Below are 23,443 nucleotides of genomic sequence, written 5' to 3'. Positions count from 1 at the left end.
CGCCTCCCCTGTCAAATACCCCTGGGGGTATTTGTCGCGCTGTGGTCGGAGCGGCCGGAGTGGCCGGCGGTCCCGGGGGGCTTGCCCGGAAGGGGGGCGGCGGGCAAAGCTGGGGTAAAGCGCCGGTTGCCTGGAAGGGCCGATCCGCGAAGGTGAACGAAGACATGCGCCGCCTTTCCCACGTCCTGCTGCCGGCCGCCCTGCGCCGACGCGCCCGCACGATGCCGGGCCTGCCGGGCGTGCCGTCCCAGCCGCAGCCCTGGCAGCGGGAGGGGCGGCCCGGCGGGCACGCCGCCCCGCCGCCCCGGACGCGCGAGGACGAAATCCTGGACGACCTGCCGGACGTGGTCCGGGACCAGGGCCTCCTCGCCGTCGTCAGCGACACCCTGCTGCCCGCCGACGTGCGCGCGGCGAACCTGCACGCAGCCGTCGCGGCCCTGGAGGCGGCCGGCATCCCCTACGGCCTGGTGCCCGAGCCGGGGCCGGCCCACAGGCTGGCGATCGGCCCGGACGACCGGTCCCGGGTCGTCGAGGCGTGCGCCGAGGCCTTCGCGGGCCGGCCCGTCTACGCACGGCTCCTCGGCGACGGCGGCCGGCCCCTGCGCGACATCCTCGCCGAAACCCTGCCCCGGGCCGTCGCCGAGCGGGAGACCGGCGAGCAGGTCAACGGGATCCGCCTGTACCGGCGCGTGGTGACCTCCGGGCGGACGCTCCGCCACGGCCCCGAACTCGGCTGCGACCTCGACTTCTGGACGCCGTCCGCCTCCGGGCAGGGAGGCGTCGCCTCTCTCCGCGAGACGCCGTACGGCTGGTGGCTGCCCTCCCTGGAGGCGACCGCGGTCCGGCGGATCGGCGGGCGCGACTGCCGCGTCCTCGACGCCCTCGCAGGCCGGTTCCCCCACGACATCGACTTCCCCGTCGACGCCGTGATCAGCTGGGTGGACTCCGCCGACCCCGCCTGGCGCCGCAGACGCGAGCAGGCCGGAGCCGCCGAGCCGGCCGGCCGCCCGGACGGGGTGGACGACGCGGAACACCGCTACCGCGACCGCGGGGAACTCCGCTACTGCCTGCGCTCCATCGCCGCCCACGCACCCTGGATCCGGCACGTCTTCCTCGTCACCGACCGGCAGACGCCGCCCTGGCTGGCCGCCGGCCACCCCGGCATCACGGTCGTGGACCACGGCGACCTCTTCGCCGACGCCGGCAGCCTGCCCGTCTTCAACTCCCACGCCATCGAAAGCCAGATCCACCGGATCCCCGGCCTCTCCGAGCACTTCCTCTACTTCAACGACGACATCTTCCTCGGCCGGGAACAGCAGCCCCAGCACTACTTCCTGCCCTCAGGGCTGCCCAAGGTCTTCCACGACCGGCGGGCCGTGCCGCCGCTCGCGCCGGGGGCGGACGAGGACGGCGACGTCTTCAGCGCCTCCCAGCGGGTGACCCGGCGGGCCGTCGAGGAGGCGGCCGGCAGGACGTACCCGTACATCCTGGCCCACACCCCGTACCCGCTCCGGCGCTCCCTCTTCGCGCGCGTCGAGGAAGCCCTGCCCGGCCGGCTCGACGCCACCGGCCGGTCGGTCTTCCGCAGCGCGACCGACCTCGCCCCGGTCACGCTCGCCGCGCACCTCGCCCTGGCCGAAGGCCGGGCCGTGGAGGGCGAGCTGGCCCACGCGTACGCGGCCACGGACCAGCCCGGGGCCGAGGAACAGCTCGCGGACCTGCTCCGCCGGCGCGACGCCGACGCCTTCTGCCTGGCCGACGACGCCGGGACGGAGGTCCCGCCGGAGCACCAGCAGCGGACGGTCACCGCGTTCCTGGAGGCGTACTTCCCGGTGCCGTCCCCCTACGAGCTGCCGTAGGGCCTGTAGTGAGCCGGATACAGGCCCTGGCCCCCGATCAGGGGCCGAAGTGGACGTACGAGGCCCAGGCCAGGGGGCGGTAGGGGTCCTCGGCGCGGATGCGGGCCACCGCCGCGTGCAGGGCGTACGGGGTCCGCGCAAGGTCCGGGGAAGCAGCCGGTTCGCCGTCGGGCCCGGCCGCCGCCAGAGAGCCGTACAGCGCGTCCGCCACCCGGCGGGCCGTCGTGTCGCCGACCGTCCACAGCGTCGAGACGACCTGCCGGAAGTTGCCCAGCAGCAGCGCACCGGCCAGGTGGATCGCCTCGTTCGGCAACTCCGCCCCGCCCACCGCCGTCTGGCAGGCCGACAGCACCGCCAGCTCCGCCGCCGGCAGGTCCAGGCGGGCCAGGTCCGCCACCGTCAGCGGGCCGTCGTACAGGTACAGCGCGCCCCGCCCGGGGTCGGCGAGGTCCTGCCCGCCGTGGCAGGCGAAGTGGACGCAGCCGTGCGCGGGCAGCAGCTCCAGCACCCGGGCCCGCGTCGCCTCCGCGTCCCGCAGCACCGTGTGCCGCCCCGGGAACCGGGCCCGCAGCGCCTCCGCCTCCGCACGGACGCCCTGCAGCGGCTCCAACCCGGGCGCGTACGACGGCCGCTCCGACACCGCGGCCGCCAGCAGCCGGCCCGTGCCGCCGCCGGCGGTGCCCGCGGCGCGGGCCCGGCCCAGGGCGCGGAGCGTCGGAATGTACGAGGACACCACGCGCTCCACGACGGCGTCGCCCGGCCGGTCGTCGTCCGGGTCGTGGTAGCCGGCGGCGTGCACCGGGAGCAGGGCCAGCGGGCCCGTCGCACACCACCACAGGCGGCGCCCCTGGCGAGCCCGCGCCTCGGGCGCGTCCAGCACCGGCGCGGCGACCGCGTCCCACAGCCACTCCAGCGTGTCCAGGACCGTCTGCTGGACCGGGCCGGCGGACGCCCCCGGCCGGCCCAGGCGCTCCACGGCCGCAAGGTAGCGCTCTGTCCGGGCCTGCGCGTCCTGCGCGTCCAGGGCCGGCAGCGGCACCACGCGGACCCGGCCCGGCGTGACGACAAGGGCGTCGCAGCGCAGCCGGCTCACGTTCACCAGTACCAGCGGCCCGCCCGCGGCCGCCTGCGACAGCTCCGCGAACGGCATCGGCAGCATGAAGTACCCGAAGCCCGGGCGGGTGCGGATGTCGGCGACCAGCGCGTCCCACTCCCGGGCCGCCGCGCGCCGCCGCCGGTCGCCGTCCTCCGCAACCCGCCCGAACGGGGCGAGCGGCAGGGGGTCCTGCTCCAGGGCCGTCCGCAGCTCGGCGAGCCGCCCGGCCGCCTCCGGATGCGCCCGCGCCAGCTCGGCCAGGTCCGTACGGGCGTCCAGTGCCTGCCCCCACAGCACCGACCGGCCCTGGTCGAGGAGCTCGACCGCCTGCTCCGGGCGGCCGCAGGCGAGGGCGCAGGCGGCGGCGTCCGTGGCGGCGTGCGAGCGGGGCGCCAGCAGCCGCTCGCGGTCGCCGCGCCCAAGGCCCCGCCAGGCCGCCGCCGGCAGCAGACCCACCGCCTCCGCGTGGAAGTCCGCGGCCCGCTCCCACCCGGCCAGGCCGGCCGCGGCGCGGTCGGCGGCGAACCGGCCCCCGGCGAGCGCCGCGTCCAGACGGGCCTGCGGCGGAGACGTCGGACAGCGGGCCGCGTCCGCGTAGGCCTCCAGAGCCCGTACGGCGTCCCGCTCGGCAGCGTCCGCGGCATCGGCGCCGCCGGGGCCGGGCAGTCCGGCCCCGGCGGCCCGCAGGGCACTGCGGTCGGCGAGCATGCCGGCCAGCGCGGCGAGGGCCCGGGCGGTCCTCGGGGAATCCGGCGGCAGGGCGTCGGCCGCGGCGCGGGCGTGGGCGACGGCCGCGTCCAGGTCGCCGGCGTCGCCCCGCAGCCGGGCCCGGTCCCACAGGGCGAGCGCGAGGTTCGTCCGGGCGGTGCCCGCGGGATCCGGGCCGACCCCGGCCGGCCGGTGCCCGCCCGCCGCGTCCGGCTCCTGATGATCCGGGCCGGGGTCCATGGCCACGGCCCGGCGGCCCAGTTCCACCGCCTCGTCGAGGTCGGCCGGGCCGGCGTGCAGCAGGTACCGCTCGCGCAGCCGGTTCGACAGGTTCGGCAGGGCCGAGTGCAGCACGCGCGCCGCGGACGCGCCCGCCATCCGGCCCGCCACCTCCACGACCTCGCGCCCCAGCCCGATCGACCGCTCCAGGTCGGCCGCGTCCCCCACCGCCCGGTGCCGCAGCGCCAGCGTCGTGCCCAGGGTGGCCAGCCGGGCGCAGTGCGCGGCCCGGTCGCCGCCCCCGCCCGCCTCCACGGCGCGCTGCGCCGCCGCCACCGCCTCGTCCAGGTCGGCGCGCGCACCGTCCCGCTCGAAGCGGCGTACGCAGGCCGCGGCCAGCGCCGACAGCTCCGGCCCCCGCTCCGGCTCGGCCTGCAGCAGCGCCGCCGCCCCGTCGCCGCCCGCGCGGCGCAGCTCGGCCGGGCCGGCGTCCGGCATGCCGAGCACCTCGCGGAGCTGCCGCAGGTTGGCGCCCGGCCCGTACGCCGCGGAACGCAGGTGCCCGATCGCCGTGTCGAGGTCGTCGGGGCGGCCCTCCCGCTCGAAGCGGCGCAGCAGCAGCGCGCCGACCCTGCCCCCGGCCTCCGGACGGCTCGGGTGGCCCTCCGGCATGCCGTCCATGAGCCGCCTGCCCTCGTCCAGAGCCTGTTCGAGGACGTCCGGGTCGCCGGTGCGGTCGTAGCGGGAGAGGGCCGCGCCGAGGCGGTGCAGGTACGGCACCACCGCGCCAGAGCCGGCCGGCCGGCGCCCCGCCTCCTCGGGCGGGACCTCCGGGGAGCTGCGGGGCGGGATCAGCTGCGCCCCCTGCCAGACGCCGCGCAGGCCCGCCTCGCGCACCCGGTCCCGCTCGCGCAGACGGGCGTCGACGGTCGCCAGCAGCGCACGGGCCGGCTCCGCGCGCCCGTCGCCGTCCGCGAGGCGGGCGAGCAGCCCCGTCAGGCAGGACCGGGCCTCCCGCAGGTCCCGCTCGCTGTCCGTCAGGCCCTGGCGGTGCACCAGGGCCAGGGCCAGGTTCGACGCGTTCAGCAGGTACTCCTCGGACGGCGGCCGGACGAGGGCCAGCGCCCGGCGCAGGGCGTCCACGCCCTCGTCGAGGTCGGCCGCCGCGGCACCCGCGTCGCTGCCGGTGCGGGCGCGGCAGCGCCACAGCAGGTTCTTGCCGAGGTTGTGCAGGCAGTGCCAGCGCAGCTCCCCGCCGGGCGGCGGCTCCAGGCCGGCGAGTTCGCGGTACAGGGCGATCGCGGCATCCAGCTCGGCCGGGTCGGGGGAGCGCTCGTACCGGGCTTCGGCCGCCTGCGCCCGCGCGAGCAGCAGCCCTGCCCGGTTGCGCGGGTCGGCGGTGCGGGCCAGGCGGGCGGCCTCCCGGCCGTACCGGTTCGCGGCCTCCAGGTCCGCCGGATCCCCGGTCCCGGTGCGGTGGCGGGCCAGCAGCGCCATGCCCAGCTGCGCGGCGAGCGGGCCGCGGTCGGGGTGGTCCTCCGGCAGCTCCTCCAGAGCCGGCCCGAGGAGTTCGATGCCGACGTCGCGGACGAGGGGGTCGGCGTCCGGCCCGGACTCCTCGGCCTGCCCGAGCAGCCGTACGGCCTCTTCGGCACGCTCCACCGCCCCCGGCCGGTCCGCAGCCCGCGGGCCGCGGCGCGCCGGGCCGGCGGGAAGCCGGGCGCGGCGCAGCCGCAGTCCGACCAGCCGGGAGCCCCAGCGCGCCGCCTCGGCCCGGTCCTCCAGGCCGCCGGGGCGGACGGCCTCCTCCATCAGGGCGATCAGCGCGTCCAGATCGGCCGGGTCCCCGGTCGCCTGGTGCCGTTTGTACAGCGCCGACGCGAGGCTCTTCAGCACCGGGGCGCGGGACGCGGTGTGCGCCCCCGTGCCGGGGGCGGTGGCGGCCCGCAGCACCGTGATCGCCTCGTCGAGGTCGTCCGGGCGGCGCGTGTGGCCGTACCGGGCGTGCAGCGCGCCGCCCAACTGGGCCAGTGCGTCGATGTGTTCGGGGTCAGGGCCGGGTCCCCGGCCCGGGCGGACGGCGAGCAGCTTGCGGCAGACCTCCACCGCCTCCGCCGTGGCGGGCCCGGTGTTGCGGCGGGTGCACTCGCGGGTCAGGGCCGCTGCCAGGACCTGGAGGAACAGCTCGCGGCCCGGGCCGGCGGCCGGGGCCTGCCGGAGCGCGGCCCGCCCCCAGGTGAGCGCCCCGTCCAGGTCGCGGTCCGCGCCGGTGCGCTCGTACCGCTCCAGCCATCCGACAGCGGCGACGAGCCGGACCGGCCCGGAGTCCGGGTGGTCCTCGGGGAAGTCGGACAGGGCGTGGTGCAGGGTGACGAGGCCGGGCAGGTCGTCCTCGCCGGCCTGCCGGGCCGACTCCAGCAGCCGGTTGGCCGCGCGGGCCCGGCTCATCGGATCCGCGCCGCACTCCACCGTGAGCTCCCACAGGCGCGGCTCCACCTGCTCGGGCGCCGCGTCGTGCAGCAGCCCGACCATCGCCACCGTCGCCGCGAGGGAGGGCAGTTCGGCCCGCCGGTCCAGGGTGCCCGTCCGCGCCAGCAGCAGCCGCCCGAGGTGCAGGGCGGCCTCGGCGCGCACCGGTGCGCCAGGCGGTGCGGCGGCCGCCGTCTCCAGCAACTGCTCGGCGTCTTCCCGGAGTCGGGGGCCGTCGAGGGGTCCGGGGCGTCCCGTCCGCGCGAACTCCCTTACGGCACGGTCGATTCGCTCCCGCGCTGTGCCCCGCCGACGCCGCCACATGCCCCAACGACCTTCCGTCACCCGGCTTACGGTAGCCGTGTGTCGCGGCGGGGTGCCAATCGGTAACCTCGGCCGCGGCGGCCCGCGGAACACGGCGCGGGGGAAGGGAGGCAGCGGCCGATGGCCCAGCAGGAGGAGCCGTCCGGCAGCCGGGCGGAGACCGGGGCGGGCACGCGCGCCGGCGGGGCCGCGGGCCCCGGCGAGTCCGAGGCGCTGGCGCTGTGGTGCGCCCGCCTCGCCGGGTTGCGGGACCAGGCGCGGGTGACGGGCGTCGGTGCGCGCCTGGAGCGGGACGCGGACCGGGTGCGGCAGGGCGGATCCGCGGTGCGCGCCGTCCGCAAGTGGCTCCAGGAGGACGGGGATCCGGGCGGCGGGGCGGACGGGCCGCAGCGCAGCTGGTCGGACACCGGGGGCGCGGCCATGGTCGGCTTCCCCGGCTCACGGCGCCCGCCCTCCGCGGGCGCCGGGCGGTACGCCTGCCCGAGCGGCCGGTGCGACCGCGTCGCCGGACGGGACGCCCAGGGGCACGTGCCGGTCTGCCACGCCTACGGGTCCGCTATGCGGCCCGCCCCGCCGCCCCCGGCCGGCGGGGCGCCGTGATCACCGGCATCCTGTCCGAGGTCGGCCGGCACGTCAGCACCCGCTGGTTCCGGTCGGTGCTGCTGCCGGGTCTGCTGCTGGTGCTGGTGGCCGCGGCCGGGCGCCGCCTCGGCCACGGCCACGCCCTCGACGCCGGGCAGCTCACGGCCTGGGCGGACGGGTGGGCCGGGCGCTGGCGGGGCCGGCCCGCACGCGCCGTGCTCGACGCCGTGCTGCTGCTCGCCGCCGCCGGAACCGCCGGAACGGCCGCGGGCGTGCTCGGCCGGGCCCTCGAACGGTTCTGGCTCCAACCCTGGGAGACGGGCGCCCGCAGGCGCCGCCGCAAGGTGCTGCGGGAGGCCGGACGGCGCGGCGGCGACGTCGTCGAGGCGTACCTGCCGCGGCGGCACACCTGGATGAGCGACCGGGTCCGGCTCACCGAGGCGCGGATCCGCGCCCAGTACTGGTTCGACGCGGCCGCGGCCTGGCCGCGGGTGTGGCTGCTCGTCGCGGACGAGGTGCGCCAGCCGGTCGTGGCCGCCCGGACCGTGTTCGCCGAGGCCGCGGTGCTCACCGGGTGGGGGCTGCTCTACCTGCTGCTCGGGGCGTGGTGGTGGCCGGCCCTGGCGATCGGCGGCTGCGTGGCCGTCGCCGGCTGGCTGCGCTCGCGGGCGGCGCTGGAGGAGTTCGCGACGCTGATCGAGGCGGTGCTCGACCTGCACCACCGCGCTCTCGCCGAATCCCTCGGTGTGGCAACCGGCCCCGCGGCCGTCACGGAGGAGGAGGGCCGGGCCGTCGACGACATCCTCCGCAAGGGCGGCTGACCGCTCGCCCCTGCCGTCCGTCCGTCAGGCCGCCTCGGCCGGGGCGGGCGCCGGGTGCGGCGGCGCGGCGGCCGCCGGGCGCGCGGCGGGGGCGGGCAGGGCGAAGACGCGGAGGAAGAGCTGGGCGAGGGGGCCGATGGCCAGGGCGTACACGACGGTGCCGACGCCGACGGTGCCGCCGAGCAGGAACCCGCCCGCCAGCACGGCCAGCTCGATGCCGGTCCGTACCAGGCGCACGGAGCGGCCCGTGCGCCGGTGCAGGCCGGTCATCAGGCCGTCGCGCGGGCCCGGGCCGAACGCGGCGGCGATGTACAGGCCGGTGGCGGCGCCGTTGAGGACGACGCCCGCGGCCAGAACGGCCACCTGGGCCGCCGTGCCGTGCACGTCGGGCACGAACGCGAGCGTCGCGTCCATGGCGAGCCCGACCGCGAACACGTTCGACACGGTGCCGAGGCCCGGCCGCTGCCGCAGCGGCACCCACAGCAGCAGCACGAGCGCGCCGACGGCGATCGAGACCGTGCCGATGCTCCAGCCGACCCGCTCGGCGACGCCCTGGTGGAAGACGTCCCACGGGTCCAGGCCGAGGCCCGCCCGGACCAGCAGTGCCGAGCTCGCGCCGTACAGGGCGAGACCCGCGTACAGCTGGAAGAGGCGGCGGGGGAGGCGGCGCGCGGACCGCGCGCGGATCGTGGGCACCGGAGGGGCCTTTCCGTCGGGGTGGAGCGGCCAAAAGCGGCCGGGTCCCACCGTCGGACACCATCGGCCCGCGTCGAAAGGGCCAATTCGCTCCGAGTGGACCTGCTTTTCCGGCTGCGGCCGCCTGCCACCCCGGCCGACCCGCCAAGGCCGGTGCGGCCCTCGTGAGAACACACACATTTTTGTGCCATTTAGTCCGATTTGGTGAATCCTGGTAGCCGACCACGCCGGGCCCGCCGCACCACCAGGCACACCGGCGCACCGATGCCACGGGAGAGACATGCGACGCGTACCACGCCTGATCACCGACTGGCGGACGGCCCTGCCCCTCGCGTGCGGGGCCGCCGTCCTCGGCTTCGGCGGCCTGTACGCGGCCGGCCTCGCCCACGCCGGCGACACCATCGCCGACGGCACCCGGGTCCGCGGCGTGGACATCGGCGGCATGACCCGCACCGAGGCCCAGGCGGTCCTCGACCGCGAACTCGGCCCCGAGGCCGCCGCGCCGATCCCCCTGCACATAGACGGCCGCGCCGCCCAGGCGGCCCCCGCCGCCTTCGGCCTGTCCCTCGACACCCGCGCCACCGCCGACCGCGCCGCGCAGTCCGGATCCGACCCGTTCACCGTGATCGGGCGACTCGTCCTGCCCGCGCAGGAGCGCGACCTCGAACCCGTCGTCCGGACGGACGCCGCCGCCGCGGCCGCCGAAGCCGAGCGCCTCGCCGCCCGCACCCGTACCGCGCCCCGCGACGGGGCCATCACCTTCCACGACGGCGCCGCCCGCGCCACCGCCCCCGCCGCCGGCGTCGCCGTCCAGGCCCGGGCAGCGGCGGACGCCGTCCGGACGGCCTACCTGGAGCCGCGCACGGAGCCCGTCGCCGTGCCCGTCGTCCGCACCCAGCCGGCCGTCGACGCCGGGGAGACCGAGCGGGCCATGGCGCAGATCGCCGAACCGGCGATGTCCGGCCCGATCACGCTGAGCCTGACCGGCAAGCCCGTCACCCTCACCCCCGAGGCCATCGGCCGCCACCTGAAGATCGGACCCGGCGACGACGGCGTCCTTCGGCCCGAACTCGACGCCGAGGGGCTCCTCGCCGACCCGGACGTCGCCCGGCAGATCAACGCCCTGACCCGGCCCTCCCGCGGCGCCGTCCTGGAGGTGGACCCCGCCACCAAGCGCGTCGTCGTCTCCGAGGACGGGCGCAGCGGCGTCCGGGTCACGGCCGAGGCGCTGGAGGACGCCGTCCTGCCGCTCCTCACCCGGACCGGCGCAGCCGCCCGCACCGGTGTGCTCGCCGCGACCGAGGTCAAGCCGAAGATGACCGCCGACGAGGCGCGCCGCCTCGGCATCCGCGAGCAGGTCTCCTCCTTCACCGTCGAGTTCCCGGCGGCGCCGTACCGCAGCACCAACATCGGCCGGGCCGTCGAGCTGATGAACGGCTCGGTCGTCAGGCCGGGCGAGACCTGGAGCTTCAACGAGACGGTCGGGGAGCGGACGCAGGCGAACGGCTTCGTCGACGGCATCATGATCAACGACGGCCGGTACGTGAAGTCGCCCGGCGGCGGCGTCTCCGCAGTCGCGACGACCATGTACAACGCGGTGTTCTTCGCCGGCCTGAAGCCGCTGGAGCACGGGGCGCACTCCTTCTACATCGAGCGCTACCCCGAGGGCCGCGAGGCCACCGTCGCCTGGGGCACGCTCGACCTGCGCTGGCGCAACGACTCCGGCCACGCGGTGTACGTCCAGGCGAGCTCCACGGACACCTCCGTGACGATCAGCCTGCTCGGCACCCGGGAGTACGACGAGGTGCGCGCGGTGACGGGCCCGCGGGCGAACGTCACCCCGCCGAAGAAGATCTCCGCCCCGGGCCCGCAGTGCGAGGTGCAGACCCCGCTGGAGGGCTTCGACGTCGCCGTCGACCGGGTCTTCGTCAAGGGCGGCAAGGAGGTCAGGCGGGAGACGTACAAGACGCACTACACCCCGCGCGACGAGGTCTCCTGCGACCCCGAGACCCCCTCGCCCGCGCCGTCCGCACCCGCGGCCCCCGCGAGCCCGGCCGCCCCGGCGCCGGCCCCCGCCCGCGCCGGCGCCGTCTGAGCCGGACCCGGACACACCGCCGCGGCGGCCGCAGCAGTGCGGCCGCCGCGGCTTCGCCGTCCGGCGGCGTCGCGGCCCGGAGCGCCGTCCTCAGTGGGGGAGGGCGGACTTGGGGCGGGCGCGCCAGGAGTGCGCGGGGTGGTGGACCGGTGAGGGCAGGTCGCGGTCCCAGTGGGCGCGGCGGTGCCGGGTGGTGCGGGGCGGCCCCGCGACCTCGGCGGCGCGCGCGAGCACGAGCAGGGCGGCCGTGAGGGCCGCCAGTTCTATGTGGTCCGGGACCCCCTTGACCACCCTGATCCGGTGCCGGCGTATCACCAGGACACCGGAAGGGACTTGGGGCCGCGGATCAGGCCGCCGGCCTGCCATTCGACCTGCTCGGGCGGGACCGCCAGGGCCAGCCGCGGGTAGCGGTCGAGGAGAGTGGCCAGCATGACCTCCGACTCCATCCGGGCCAGCATCGAGCCGACGCAGTGGTGCGGGCCGTTCCCGAACGCCATGTGGGCGGTCGGTCCGCGGTCGAAGTCCAGCCTGTCCGGGTCGGGGAAGACCTCCGGGTCCCGGTTGGCCGCCAGGTACGAGGAGTAGACCGCGTCGCCCGCCTTGATCTGCACCCCGGCGATCTCCAGGTCGCGCGTCGCGATCCGCGGCAGGCCCACCCCGCTGCGGTGCGGGATGAAGCGCAGCAGCTCCTCCACCGCCTGGGGGATCAGCTCCGGTTCGGCGCGCAGCCGGGCGAGGTGCTCCGGGTGGGTGAGGAGGGCGTAGACCATGTTGGCGCTGTTGTTGCGGACCGCGTGGGCGCCGCTCACCAGGATGGCGGTGGCCAGCGACACGGCCTCGTCGTCGGTGATCTCGCCGGCCGCGGCCGCGGAGGTCAGCACCCCGGCGAGGTCGTCGGTGGGCTCCTCGCGGCGCATCTCCAGGAGGGCGACGACCGTCTCGCGGACCGTCTTGAGCGCGTCGACGCTCTGCGCGGGCGCGGGCCCCGGCGTCATCGCCACATTGGCCCAGTCGGTCATGTCGGCCCGCATCCCGTGCGGCATCCCGAGCAGGTCGGCGACGGCGGCGAGGGGCAGCGGGCCGTGCAGGTGCTCGACCAGGTCGGCGGGCGAGCCGTGCCGCTCCATCCCGTCCAGCAGGCCGTCGGCGGTCCGCTGGATGGTCGGCCGGAGCTTCTGCATGGCCTTGCCGGTGAACGCGCGCGCCACCACGCGGCGCATGTCGTTCAGCCGGGGCGGGTCGGCGTAGTTCAAGGACGCCTTCTGTGAGGCGATCGCGTGCGGCGAGGAGGCGGTGATCGTCCGGCCCACCAGCTCCGACCTGCTGAAACGCGGATCTGTCGTGGCCGCCTTGACGTCGGCGTAGCGCGACATCAGCCAGGCGTCGCCCTGGCCGAAGGGCAGCCTGATGCGGGCGGCCCGCTTCTCCTTCAGCCGCTCGTGGAGGAACGGGTCGAACTCCAGCGCCTGGAAGTCGTCCAGGCTCCAGTGGTGCACCGTCTCGTCCGGGGCCGGCTGCGCAGCCGGCTCCGCAGCCGTTCTCGGCTCTGCCGTCATGCTTCATCTCCCTGCGTGGATGGCTCCCCCGACCGCACGATTCCGCGGCCACATGGGACTTTTGCGGCCATATCGGCACACGCATCCCTTCCCGGTCGCCACCCGCCCCGCCGCCTGTGCCGGGCAGCGTCACCGGATTGGCCCATGTCCCCCAACGCCGTAGTCCCGCGCGCGCTTCGGCTGCGGGTCCGTGAGGCTGTGTCAGACAGGAAAGGAGAGCCACCCATGGCGACTCTGTGCAGGCCAACGGTGTCCGTGCCCGAGCACGTGATCACGATGGAGGAGACCCTCGACCTGGCCCGGTCCGTGCACGCGGACCATCCGCAGCTCGACCTGGCACTGCGTCTGATCCGCAACACCGGCGTCGCGAAGCGGCACATCGTGCAGCCCATCGAGGAGACGCTCAAGCACCCCGGCTTCGAGTCGCGCAACGCGGTCTACGAGGCAGAGGCCAAGGCCCGCGTCCCCGCCGTGGTGCGGCAGGCGCTCGAGGACGCGCAGCTGCGCGCCAAGGACATCGACATGATCATCTACGTGTCGTGCACGGGCTTCATGATGCCCTCGCTGACCGCGTGGATGATCAACGCGATGGGCTTCCGGACCGACACCAGGCAGCTCCCCATCGCCCAGCTGGGCTGCGCCGCCGGCGGGGCCGCCGTCAACCGGGCCCACGACTTCTGCACCGCCTACCCGGACGCGAACGCGCTGATCGTGTCCTGCGAACTGTGCTCGCTGTGCTACCAGCCCAGCGACCTGGAGGTCGGCAACCTGCTCTCCAACGGCCTCTTCGGCGACGGCATCGGCGCGGCGGTCGTCCGCGGCCGCGGCGGCACCGGCATGACCCTGCACCGCAACAGCTCGTACATCATCCCCCAGACAGAGGACTGGATCATGTACGACGTCAAGTCGACGGGATTCCACTTCAAGCTCGACCGGCGCGTGCCCGGAACGATGGAACCCCTCGCCCCCTCCCTCAAGGAACTGGCCAAGGCCCACGGCTGGGACGCCGCAGCCCTGGACTTCTACATCATCCACGCGGGCGGACCACGCATCCTGGACGACCTCAGCAAGTACCTCGGTGTGGCACCCGAAGCATTCCGCTTCAGTCGGGCCACACTGACCGAGTACGGCAACATCGCCAGCGCCGTCGTCCTCGACGCGCTGCGCCGCCTCTTCGACGAGAACCGCACCGCCGACGCCGCCAAGGGCCTGCTGGCCGGCTTCGGCCCCGGAATCACCGCAGAGATCTCACTGGGCAGCTGGACCTCCGAACGAGGGACCGGTTGAGGGAGGAATCCGAAGCATGCTGAAGGACGGCCCCGCAACCGCACGGCCACCCGTCACACACTGGCCCACCCCGGCGCTGGAGGGGGTCGACTTCGACCCCGTCCTCGCCGGACTGATGCAGGCGGGGCCCGTCACCCGGATCCGGCTGCCCAACGGATCCGGCTGGGCCTGGCTCGTCTGCCGCTACGACGACGTGCGCATGGTCGCCAACGACCCCCGGTTCAGCCGCAAGCTCGTCGCCGAACACGACGTCACCCGCCTGGCCCCCCACTTCATCCCCGCGCCGGGCGCCGTCGGGTTCGAGGACCCGCCCGACCACACCCGGCTGCGCCGCACCGTCGCCGCCGCCTTCACCACCACCGGCGTGGAGCGCCTGCGCACCCGGGCCAAGGAGATGCTCGACGGCTTCGTCGACGGCATCCTCGCCGACGGCCCGCCCGCGGACCTGACCGAACGCCTCCTCGCGCCCTTCCCGCTCGCCGTCGTCTGCGAGCTGATGGGCGTACCCGAGCAGGACCGGCCCGTGGTCCACGAGTGGACCACCCTCATCCTCTCCTCCGCCCAGGGCGCCGAGCGCAGCGAACGTGCCAAGAACGAGGCGCTCGCCTACCTCGCCGCCCGCCTGCGCTCCGGCGACGTCCCCCACGACGACAGCGTCATCGGGCTCCTCGACAAGGCCGTCCGCGACGGCGAGGTCACCCTGGAGGAGGCCACCGGCCTGGGCCTGCTCATCCAGATCGGCGGCGAGGCCGTCACCAACAACGTCGGCAACATGGCCTACATCCTGCTCACCCGGCCGGACCTGATGGACCGGCTGCGCGCCAGACCCGAGCTGCGGTCCTCCGGGCTCAACGAGCTGCTGCGCTACATCCCCCACCGCAACGCCGTCGGCCTGTCCAGGATCGCCCTGGAGGACGTCGTCGTCGCCGGCCAGCTCATCCGGGCCGGCGAGGCGGTCTACGTCTCCTACCTGGCCGCCAACCGCGACCCCGACGTCTTCCCCGACCCCGACGAACTCCACCTGGACCGCAGCCCGAACCCGCACGTCTCCTTCGGGTACGGCCCCCACTTCTGCCCCGGCGCGATGCTCGCCCGCCTGGAGTCGGAGCTGATGGTCGACGCCCTGCTCGACCGCTTCGAGGACCTGCGCTTCACCGTGCCCACCGCCGAACTGCGCTGGCGGCCCGGAGCGCTCATCCGCGGCCCCGAAGGGCTGCCGGTGACCTGGTCATGACCGCGCACGCAGCCCGGGACGGCCTGCTCGTGCCGCCGGGCCACGGCCGGACCCTGCACACCCCCGCCCAGCAGGTCACCTTCAAGGTGACCGGCGAGCACTCCACCGTCGCCTCCAGTTTCGAGGTCGTCGTCCCGCCCGGCTTCGACGTCGGCGCCCACCGGCACATCCGCAGCGAAGAGCTGTTCTACGTCCTGGAGGGTGAACTCGACGTCATGGCCTTCGAGCCGCGCGTGCGCAGCGGCGACGACTGGAGACACTGGGAATCGCTCGACGGACGCCAGGTCGTGCGGGCGACCCCCGGGACCGTCATCGTGGTCCCGCCCGGGTGCCCGCACGCCTTCGCGAACCCGACCGGCGAGCCGGCCCGCATGTTCTTCCAGGCCTCACCGCCACCGGATCACGAGCGGTACTTCGAGGAGCTCATCGCCCTGCTCGACTCGGGCGCCACCCCGGACGCCGCCGCGATCGCCGACCTGCGGAACCGGTACGACATCGAACAGCTCACGCCCCTGCGCCACGGGCTGTCCTGACCGACCACCAGCACACCGAACCCCCACCGCACACACACCACCCATGCTCGGGAGACTCCATGCTGCGCACGCGCCGCACTCTACGCACCGCCACGTACACCTTCGCCGGGACGGTCGTCGCCGCCGCCTCGCTCGCCGCGGGCCCGGCCAGTGCCGCCGAAGCCCTGCCGTCCCACTGGTGCTACGTCAACGGCGTGGAAGCACGCCCCGGACAGGAGGTCCGGGGCACCGCGGGCAACGACACGATCGTCTGCGAGAACGACGTCGAGAACGCCATCATCTGGGGCGGCGGCGGCGACGACAACATCCGCGTCAAGGGCATGCTCATCGACTCGCAGGTCCTCGGCGGCGAGGGCAACGACACCCTCCAGGTGAACAACCTCGCCCCCCGCAACGGCAACTCCTCCGTGCGCGGCGGCGCCGGCAACGACACCATCATCACCGCGCTCGTCATGGGCACCGCCGAGCACGGCGCCACCGTCTACGGCGACCACGGCGACGACATGATCACCACCGGCAGCGTGCTCGGCGAGCCCGGCGCGTACCAGCGCGGCGGCGGCCAGGTCTTCGGCAACGACGGCAAGGACACCATCCGCACCGGCAACGTCGACCTCGGCGGCCGGATCCTCGGCGGCAGCGAGGACGACATCATCGAGCCCAAGTCTGTCGGCGCGGAGTCGGCGGGCATCGTCCAGGGCGGCCCCGGCGACGACACCGTCCGCGGCCAGCACGACGCCACCCTCGTCATCGGCCCCGGCTACGCCCAGGTCGACGGCGGCCTCGGCGCCAACGCCTGCAAGCTCCGGCACTACTCCACCGGCACACGGGTCCGCAGCTCGGTCGCGAACTGCGAGATGCCGGCCGCGACCGCCCCGTCGACCACGACCCCGCCGGCGGCCGCGCAGCCTCCGGCGGCCGGGCCCGCGGAGCCGGCCGCCCCGCCGGCCGAGAACGCCCCGGCCCGCCCGGCCCGCCCGGCCTCAGGGTCCTGAGGGGCGGCGGCCGCCCGGAGCGCCGTGCGCGCGCTCCGCGGACAGGCCGCCCGGCAGCAGGAACAGCGTCAGCACGGCCCCGGCGGTGAAGATCAGCGCCGAGGCCGTGAAGACGGTCCGATAGCCCTCCAGAGCAGCCCGCGCCAGCAGTTCCGGCGCGGGCTGCCGCCCTGCCAGGTCCCGGACGACGGCGCCCGCGGCCAGCGTGCTCATCAGCGCCGTGCCCACCGAGCCGCCGACCTGCCGCATCGCGTTGACCGTCGCGGAGCCGACGCCCGCGTCCCGCGGGTCGATGCCCGCGGTGCCGAGGTTCATCGCCGCCGCCGTGATCAGGCCCATGCCCAGCCCGGTCGCCACCTGTCCGGGCAGCACCTCGACCGCGTACGGGCCCGCTGCCGAGAGGTTCGCCAGCCACGCCATGCCCGCCGCGGCGAGCAGCATGCCCGTCACGACGCGGGCCCGCCCGCCGACCCGGCCGAGCAGCCCCAGGTTGCTGCCGATCGCGCTGATCATCGTGCATCCCGACATCGGCAGGAAGGCCAGGCCGGTCCGGGCCGGGCTGAGGCCGCGGGTGTGCTGGAAGTAGTACGTCAGGAACAGGAACACCCCGAACATCCCGACGCCCGTGAGGAACACGGACAGCAGGGCCGTCGCCCGGACCCGGTCGCGCACGATCCGCAGGGGCAGCAGCGGGTGCGGACCGCGCGCCTGCCACCACACGAAGGCCGCCAGCAGCACCGCGGCCGCCGTCAGGATCCCGAGCGTCGCCGCCGACCGCCAGCCCCGCGGGCCCGCCGTCGACAGCCCGTACACCAGGCAGAACAGGCCGGCCGAGGCCAGCACCGCGCCCGGCAGGTCCAGCCGCGGCGGCGCCTGCGGCGGGCGGCGGCGCAGCAGCAGCGCCCCTCCGGCGACGGCGGCCGCCGCGAACAGGACGTTCACGTACAGGGTCGACCGCCAGCCCAGGTGCTCGGTGAGGACGCCGCCGAGCAGCAGGCCCACCGCGCCCCCCGAGGCGGCCAGCGCCCCGAACACCCCGAAGGCCTTCCCGCGCTCGGCGGGCGCGGAGAACGTCGTCGTCAGCAGCGACAGGGCCGCCGGAGCCAGCAGGGCGGCGAAGACGCCCTGGAGGGCGCGGGCCGTGACGAGCACCTCGAAGGAGGAGGCGGCGCCGCCGAGCGCGGAGGCGGCGGCGAAGCCGATCTGGCCGACGAGGAAGGCCCGGCGGCGCCCCACCCGGTCGGCCAGCCGCCCCCCGAGGAGCAGCAGGCTCCCGAACGGGATGGCGTACGAGGTCACCACCCACTGGCGGCGGTGGTCGGAGAAGCCGAGGCCCTCCTGGATGGAGGGCAGGGCGACGTTCACGATGGTGGCGTCGAGGACGACCATCAGCTGGGCGAGCCCGATGACGGCGAGGATCCACCAGCGGCGCGGGTCGGGAGGCGCGGCCGGGGCGCCGGCCGCCCCGGTGGTGGTGCGTGCGGCGGGGCCGCGGCTGCCGGGGGAGGGCCCGGAGGCGGGCCCGGTCGGTTCTGCGGACATGGTGGTACTCCGTGGATTCCGCTCGCCCGCGCGGCCGGAGTGCGCTTCGTGCGCGCGCGGGCGCGGGCGATGTGTGCTTCGACGATGCGCGAGCCGGGCCCGGCGCCTGCGCGCCACGCCACGGTGCCGCTCGGATGGACCAGCCTCAGCCGTCGGCCGCGGGGCGGCCGGCGTGGAGTTCCAGGGGCCCCGTGCCCAGGGCGCGGGCGCGCAGGGAGGCCTTGATCTGGCGGCGCAGGGAGGGCTTGACGAGGTCGCGGAGGTCGCCGGGCGTCGCGAGGTGCCAGGCGAGGAGCTCGCCCGGGGGGAGGCGGATCGCCGTGAGGGCGGCGGTGCCCAGGACCCCGCCGTCGTAGAGGAAGCGGATGCGGGCCGGGTAGCCCGGCTTGTGCGACCAGTTCACGGCGAGCAGCCGGCCCGGCTCCACGTCGAGGCCGAGCTCCTCGTGCACCTCGCGCCGGACGGCCGCCCGCGGGGTCTCGCCGAGGTCGCTGTCGACGCCGCCGCCCGGCAGGTGCCACCGGCCGCGCCGGCCGTAGGCGGGCTCCACGAGCAGGACCCGGCCCGCCGCGTCGGTGAGCAGCGCGCTCGCCGCGGTCAGCGCCTTGGGCCGGGCGGCCCGGTGGCTCGCCGCGTCGAGCGCGCCGGCGTGCTCCAGGGCCGACCGGCGCGCCGGGTCCAGGCCGGCGGGCGAACCGGGCTGGGCCACGCCGTCGGCGAGGTGCGCCACCGAGCCCGTGCGCAGGGCGGCCAGCGCGGCGCGGAGGCGGGCCGCGTCCGGCTCCGGCAGCAGGGCGTACGCCTCCTGCGGCGCGACCCAGCCCGGCAGCACCGCCGCGGCTGCGGCGGTCTCCTGCGGTCCGAGCGGTCCGACGAGGTGGAGGTGGACGACGGCGGCCCGCGCCCGCGGGCCGGCGGCGGGCCGGGAGTCCACCGCGAGCAGCCGGCCGACGGGCGCGTGCAGGCCCAGCTCCCGGGCCAGCGCCCGGGCCAGCCCCGCCTCCGGGGTGTCGGCGCCGGCGACGGCACCGCCCGGCAGTCCGGGACGGCCCCGGGCGGGCCCGGAGGCCCGTACGAGGACTCGCCCGGCCCCGTCCACGACGACCGCCGCGGCCGTCAGCAGCGGACCGGGCCCGCGGGCGGGGCGGACGGAGCGGGCGGGGCGCCGGGCGGGGCGCCCGGTGCGCTCGGCGGGGCGGCGGTCGGGCACGGCGGGCTCCCAGGTCGTGCGGCGGCGGGCGGCCGCGGGCGGTGCGGCGGCGGGCGGCCGCGGCCGGTCAGGCCCCGGCCAGCAGCATCCCGCCCATGGTGACCATGGTCGCCGCCACGACCCCGTCGAGCACCCGCCACGTCCTGGGCCGCGACAGCAGGCCGCTGAGCAGGCGGGCCCCGTACCCGAGCGCGCCGAACCAGCCGAGGCTCGCGAGCGCGGCGCCGATGCCGAACGCCCAGCGCAGGTCGCCGCGGTCGGCGGCGAGCGAGCCGAGCAGCAGGACGGTGTCCAGGTATACATGCGGGTTGAGCCAGGTCATCGCCAGGCAGGTCAGGACGGCGGCCCGGCGGGAGGAGGTCGCGGCGCCGCCGGTGTCGAGGGCGGCCGCGGGGTCCGGGCGGAGCACGCGGCGGGCGGCCAGCAGCCCGTAGCCGATCAGGAACGCCCCGCCTGCGATGCCGACGGCGGTGAGGGCGGCCGGCCAGGCGGTGACGAAGGCGCCGACGCCTGCGACGCCCAGCGTGATCAGGAGGGCGTCCGACACGGCGCAGATGGCGACCACGGCGAGGACGGCCTGGCGGCGCGCCCCCTGCCGCAGGACGAAGGCGTTCTGGGCGCCGATGGCCGCAATGAGGGAGAGCCCGGTGCCGAAGCCGGCGAGGGCCGCCGTGAGGATGCCGTGTGTCATGCGTCTGACCATATGAACGGACTGCTGTGTAGTACAGCTAAGGATTTTTACGTACCATTAGCATTTGTGATGGACGACCTCCCGCTGGACCAGGTACGCACCCTCCTCGCCGTCGTCGACGAGGGCACCTTCGACGCGGCGGCCGCCGCCCTGCACGTCACCCCCTCCGCCGTCAGCCAGCGCGTCAAGGCGCTCGAACAGCGCACCGGGCGGGTCCTGCTGATGCGGACCAAGCCGGTGCGGGCGACCGAGTCCGGGCAGGTGGTGGTCCGCTTCGCACGCCAGCTGGCCCGCCTGGAGCGGGACGCGCGCGCCGAGCTCGGCATGGCGCAGCAGGAGGGCGGCCCGGTGCGGCTGCCGATCGCCGTCAACGCCGACTCCCTCGCGACCTGGTTCCTGCCCGCGCTGGAGCGGGTGCCGCAGGACCCGCCGGTCCTCTTCGAACTGCACCGCGAGGACGAGTCGCACACCACCGCCCTGCTGCGGGAGGGCCAGGTGATGGCCGCCGTCACCTCCTCGCCCGATCCCGTGGCGGGCTGCACCGTGCGCCCGCTGGGCCTCGCGCGCTACCTGCCGGTGGCCGGCCCCGGCTTCGCCGCCCGGCACGTCCCCGAGGGCGGGTCCGCGGACGCCGTCGGGAGGGCCCTGGAGCACGCCCCGGTGATCGTCTTCGACCGGCGCGACGTCCTGCAGGACGTGTTCGTCCGCTCCCTCACGGGCGACCCGGACGCCGGGGCGGGCCGGCTGCGCCACCACGTGCCCACCTCCGAGGGGTTCCGCGACGCGGTCGCCTCCGGCCTCGGCTGGGGGCTGGTGCCGCAACCGCAGGCGGAGCCGCTGCTCCGCTCGGGCGGGCTCGTCCTGCTGCTGCCGCACCGGACCCTGGACGTCCCGCTGTACTGGCAGCAGTGGAAGCTCGACTCGCCGGCGCTCTCCGGGCTCGCGCGGGTCGTCGCCGCGGCCGCCGCCGAAGCCCTGCACCCCTGGCAGGGACCGTAAGCTGCCGCCATGGACTCGTACACGATCGGCCAGGCGGCCCGGCTCCTCGGCGTGAGCGTCGACACCGCCCGCCGCTGGGCGGACGCCGAACGGTTCCCCACCCGCCGCGAGGGCGCCCGCCGCATGGTCGACGGGCCGGACCTGGCCGCGTTCTGCGTCCAGGTCGCCCGGGAGGGTGCCGCCGAGGACGAGGAGGCACCCGCCACCTCGGCGCGCAACGCCTTCCCCGGCATCGTCACCGCCGTGAAGCTCGGCACCGTGGACGCCCAGGTCGAGATCCAGGCCGGCCCCCACCGGGTGGTGTCGCTGCTGACCCGGGAGGCGGTCGAGGAACTGGGCCTCGTCGTGGGCGCGCGGGCCGTGGCCCGGGTGAAGGCGACGAGCGTGTTCGTCGACCGCGCCTGAGGCGAGCCGCGCCCGATCGCCGCACCCTCCGCCCGATCTCGGGTGCCCGCGGGATGCGGCCCGCCGCGGCGGGGCAGGAGCGGTGGCGGTGGCAGACTGGCCGCCGAACCGCCGAAGGGGAGTGCACTGTTGTCCGTGTTCAGCAACCTGCGCCGGGTCGTGCGCCGCGGCTACCGGCGGACCGTGGACCTGAGCCACCCCGCCCGCTCCCCGCTCGGCAGTGCCGTCGTCAACTGCGTCGTCTACCGCGACGGGGTGCGGCAGGAGGGCTGCGCCGACGCCGAGGAGGCGCTGCGGCGGGTCCGCAAGTCAGGCGGGGGCTTCGTCTGGATCGGCCTGCACGAGCCGTCGCAGGAGGAGCTCGCCGGCCTGGCCGAGCTGTTCGGGCTGCACCCCCTGGCCGTGGAGGACGCCGTCCACGCCCACCAGCGGCCGAAGGTGGAGCGGTACGACGACACGCTGTTCGCCGTCCTGAGGACCGTCCGCTACGTGGAGCACGAGGAACTCACCGCGCCCGGCGGGATGGTGGAGACCGGCGAGCTGATGGTGTTCACCGGAGAGGACTTCGTCCTCACCATCCGGCACGGCGGCCGGGGCACGCTCGGGCCGGTCCGCGAGACGCTGGAGGCGGACCCCGAGCAGCTGGCCCTGGGGCCCGCGGCCGTGCTGCACGCCATCGCCGACCACGTCGTCGACGACTACGTCGCCGTCACGGACGCGGTGGAGAACGACATAGACGCCGTGGAGACCGCGGTGTTCAGCGGCGACGGCGGCCGCGGCGACGCCGGCCGCATCTACCAGCTCAAGCGCGAACTGCTGGAGCTGCGCCGGGCGGTGGCCCCCCTGGCGCGCCCGCTGGAGCAGCTGGCCACGCAGCCGATCCCGCCCGTGCCGCAGGAGGCGCGCGCCTACTTCCGGGACGTCGCCGACCACCTCACCCGCGCGACCGACCAGATCAACGCGTACGACGCGCTGCTCGACTCGATCCTCCAGGCGCACCTGGCGCAGGTCACCGTCGCACAGAACGAGGACATGCGGAAGATCACGGCGTGGGCGGCGATCGTGGCCGTCCCCACCATGGTCTGCGGCGTCTACGGCATGAACTTCGACCACATGCCGGAGCTGCGCTGGACGTACGGGTACCCGCTCGTGCTCGGGGTGATGGCCGTCGCCTGCTTCCTGATCCACCGGGGCTTCCGCCGCAACGGCTGGCTCTGATCCCGCTCTGCCGAGGCACGCCCGTGTCGCGGCGGGATAACGATGTGGGCACCGCGGGAGGCCCCGGCCGCGCGTCCCCTCCGCGGGCACGCTGGGTGGGTACAGGTCCATGCGAACACCGCAAAAGGGATCATGCACCCCTCCAAGTGCCCCTCGCCACCCCTGTTTCGTCACCCGGTGTGATGCCGCACGATCAGCGGGTTCCAAGTGGCAGCGGGGGAGGGGGCGTTTGGCCGCCGCAGGCGGCAAGACCCCTGCGCGGCCCGGTCGGCAACTCGCTTGACCGCCATGTAAGCGGGGCATAAGTTCTGCCCCGGCTTGCTCCAGAAGGACGGGCCGACGATCCGTCCTCAGGGGGGACCATGCACTACTACACCGACGTCCTGAAGAAGTACGCCGTCTTCTCCGGCCGCGCCCGCCGGCAGGAGTTCTGGATGTTCTTCCTGTTCAACATGGCCGCGGCCATCGTCCTCATGATCGTGGACTTCGCGCTGTCGACGTACCCGCTCTTCACCGGCCTCTACGCGCTCGCCACGTTCCTGCCGAACCTGGCCCTGACGGTCCGCCGCCTGCACGACACCGGCAAGGCCGGCTGGTGGTACTTCATCAGCTTCGTCCCGCTCATCGGCTTCATCTGGCTGATCGTCCTGATGGCCACCGAGGGCGACGCCAACCCGAACCAGTACGGCCCGAGCCCGAAGGCCGTCCAGGCCTGATCCGGCCCAGGCGCACCACAGCGCACGAGAGCGCCGTCCCCCGGCGGGAAACCGCCTGGGGGCGGCGCTCTCGCGTACCGCCGGTTCCGCCCGGGTGACGTGCGTCTCGTCGCTCTTCCGGCAGGGGGCTGTCCGGTCCGGGCCCATCACGAGATATCTTGATGTCGAGCAATCTTGCAGACGTGAGACGC

19 protein-coding genes are annotated in these 23,443 nt (G+C 75.8%); 12 read left to right on the top strand and 7 right to left on the bottom strand.

Annotation, left to right across the window (positions count from 1 at the left end):
* Positions 1–164 precede the first annotated feature (164 nt).
* On the top strand, positions 165–1,859 hold the full coding sequence (locus MUK52_RS04150; protein WP_162793171.1) for a stealth family protein: 1,695 nt from the start codon (positions 165–167) through the stop codon (positions 1,857–1,859).
* Positions 1,860–1,896: 37 nt separating this feature from the next.
* Here the strand turns inward: MUK52_RS04150 and MUK52_RS04145 are convergent, their stop codons facing one another.
* Complete coding sequence (locus MUK52_RS04145) at positions 1,897–6,555, bottom strand: CHAT domain-containing protein (protein WP_284574702.1); 4,659 nt, start codon at positions 6,553–6,555, stop codon at positions 1,897–1,899.
* A gap of 240 nt (positions 6,556–6,795) precedes the next feature.
* Between MUK52_RS04145 and MUK52_RS04140 the strand changes: the two genes are divergently transcribed.
* Together MUK52_RS04140 and MUK52_RS04135 are read left to right on the top strand one after the other, a co-directional pair.
* A complete protein-coding gene (locus MUK52_RS04140) occupies positions 6,796–7,275 on the top strand; it encodes a hypothetical protein (protein WP_284574701.1) in 480 nt (159 codons plus the stop codon).
* Positions 7,272–8,078 (top strand): hypothetical protein, encoded by an 807-nt coding sequence (locus MUK52_RS04135; protein ID WP_114055161.1) that lies wholly within the window; start codon positions 7,272–7,274, stop codon positions 8,076–8,078. The genes MUK52_RS04140 and MUK52_RS04135 overlap by 4 nt, the downstream gene beginning before the upstream one ends.
* A 24-nt stretch (positions 8,079–8,102) precedes the next feature.
* Here MUK52_RS04135 and yczE read toward each other — a convergent pair whose 3' ends face one another.
* Positions 8,103–8,774: a membrane protein YczE gene (yczE, locus tag MUK52_RS04130; RefSeq protein WP_114055162.1), complete on the bottom strand. Its 672-nt coding sequence runs from the start codon at positions 8,772–8,774 to the stop codon at positions 8,103–8,105.
* Between the two features lie 280 nt (positions 8,775–9,054).
* On the opposite strand from yczE, the gene MUK52_RS04125 reads away from it, so the two are divergent.
* Positions 9,055–10,869: a VanW family protein gene (locus MUK52_RS04125; protein ID WP_284574700.1), complete on the top strand. Its 1,815-nt coding sequence runs from the start codon at positions 9,055–9,057 to the stop codon at positions 10,867–10,869.
* Between the two features lie 90 nt (positions 10,870–10,959).
* Here the strand turns inward: MUK52_RS04125 and MUK52_RS04120 are convergent, their stop codons facing one another.
* Both MUK52_RS04120 and MUK52_RS04115 read right to left on the bottom strand, forming a co-directional pair.
* Positions 10,960–11,184, bottom strand: coding sequence for an acyl-CoA carboxylase epsilon subunit (locus tag MUK52_RS04120; RefSeq protein ID WP_162793173.1), 225 nt, complete (start codon positions 11,182–11,184; stop codon positions 10,960–10,962).
* Entirely contained in the window at positions 11,181–12,425 is a 1,245-nt protein-coding gene (locus MUK52_RS04115) for a cytochrome P450 (RefSeq protein WP_284574699.1), read from the bottom strand. The genes MUK52_RS04120 and MUK52_RS04115 overlap by 4 nt, the downstream gene beginning before the upstream one ends.
* A 225-nt stretch (positions 12,426–12,650) precedes the next feature.
* Between MUK52_RS04115 and MUK52_RS04110 the strand changes: the two genes are divergently transcribed.
* The 4 genes from MUK52_RS04110 to MUK52_RS04095 are packed head-to-tail and all read left to right on the top strand — an operon-like array spanning position 12,651 to position 16,471.
* Positions 12,651–13,712 (top strand): type III polyketide synthase, encoded by a 1,062-nt coding sequence (locus tag MUK52_RS04110; RefSeq protein WP_114055166.1) that lies wholly within the window; start codon positions 12,651–12,653, stop codon positions 13,710–13,712.
* A gap of 16 nt (positions 13,713–13,728) precedes the next feature.
* Positions 13,729–14,946 carry a cytochrome P450 gene (locus MUK52_RS04105; RefSeq protein ID WP_114055167.1) on the top strand — a complete coding sequence of 406 codons (1,218 nt, stop codon included), beginning with the start codon at positions 13,729–13,731 and terminating at the stop codon, positions 14,944–14,946.
* Positions 14,943–15,479, top strand: coding sequence for a cupin domain-containing protein (locus MUK52_RS04100; RefSeq protein ID WP_114055168.1), 537 nt, complete (start codon positions 14,943–14,945; stop codon positions 15,477–15,479). The genes MUK52_RS04105 and MUK52_RS04100 overlap by 4 nt, the downstream gene beginning before the upstream one ends.
* A gap of 59 nt (positions 15,480–15,538) precedes the next feature.
* Positions 15,539–16,471, top strand: a complete 933-nt coding sequence (locus tag MUK52_RS04095) for a hypothetical protein (RefSeq protein WP_284574695.1) — start codon at positions 15,539–15,541, stop codon at positions 16,469–16,471.
* Here MUK52_RS04095 and MUK52_RS04090 read toward each other — a convergent pair.
* The 3 genes from MUK52_RS04090 to MUK52_RS04080 all read right to left on the bottom strand — a co-directional run bounded on the left by MUK52_RS04090 (position 16,460) and on the right by MUK52_RS04080 (position 19,914).
* Positions 16,460–18,013, bottom strand: a complete 1,554-nt coding sequence (locus MUK52_RS04090; protein ID WP_284574691.1) for an MFS transporter — start codon at positions 18,011–18,013, stop codon at positions 16,460–16,462. The two genes, MUK52_RS04095 and MUK52_RS04090, sit on opposite strands and share 12 nt — an antisense overlap.
* Before the next feature lie 145 nt (positions 18,014–18,158).
* Positions 18,159–19,223 carry an NUDIX hydrolase gene (locus MUK52_RS04085; RefSeq protein WP_284574688.1) on the bottom strand — a complete coding sequence of 355 codons (1,065 nt, stop codon included), beginning with the start codon at positions 19,221–19,223 and terminating at the stop codon, positions 18,159–18,161.
* A 67-nt stretch (positions 19,224–19,290) separates the two neighbouring features.
* Entirely contained in the window at positions 19,291–19,914 is a 624-nt protein-coding gene (locus MUK52_RS04080) for a LysE/ArgO family amino acid transporter (RefSeq protein ID WP_114055172.1), read from the bottom strand.
* 69 nt (positions 19,915–19,983) lie between these two features.
* On the opposite strand from MUK52_RS04080, the gene MUK52_RS04075 reads away from it, so the two are divergent.
* From MUK52_RS04075 to MUK52_RS04060, 4 genes are all read left to right on the top strand, one after another.
* A complete protein-coding gene (locus MUK52_RS04075) occupies positions 19,984–20,913 on the top strand; it encodes a LysR family transcriptional regulator ArgP (RefSeq protein ID WP_114055173.1) in 930 nt (309 codons plus the stop codon).
* A 9-nt stretch (positions 20,914–20,922) separates the two neighbouring features.
* A complete protein-coding gene (locus MUK52_RS04070; RefSeq protein WP_114055174.1) occupies positions 20,923–21,318 on the top strand; it encodes a TOBE domain-containing protein in 396 nt (131 codons plus the stop codon).
* A 129-nt stretch (positions 21,319–21,447) separates the two neighbouring features.
* The gene (corA, locus tag MUK52_RS04065) at positions 21,448–22,536 is read left to right on the top strand and encodes a magnesium/cobalt transporter CorA (protein ID WP_174250379.1); all 1,089 of its coding nucleotides are present in this window, start codon (positions 21,448–21,450) and stop codon (positions 22,534–22,536) included.
* Positions 22,537–22,898: 362 nt separating this feature from the next.
* On the top strand, positions 22,899–23,252 hold the full coding sequence (locus MUK52_RS04060; protein ID WP_114055175.1) for a DUF805 domain-containing protein: 354 nt from the start codon (positions 22,899–22,901) through the stop codon (positions 23,250–23,252).
* Positions 23,253–23,443: the final 191 nt, after the last annotated feature.

The sequence above is a fragment of the Streptomyces sp. 2P-4 genome, assembly GCF_030167965.1.
Lineage (GTDB): Bacteria > Actinomycetota > Actinomycetes > Streptomycetales > Streptomycetaceae > Streptomyces > Streptomyces globosus_A.
The sequence above is the reverse complement of the archived record's forward strand: the minus strand, read 5'-3'. Positions and strand labels throughout refer to the sequence as shown.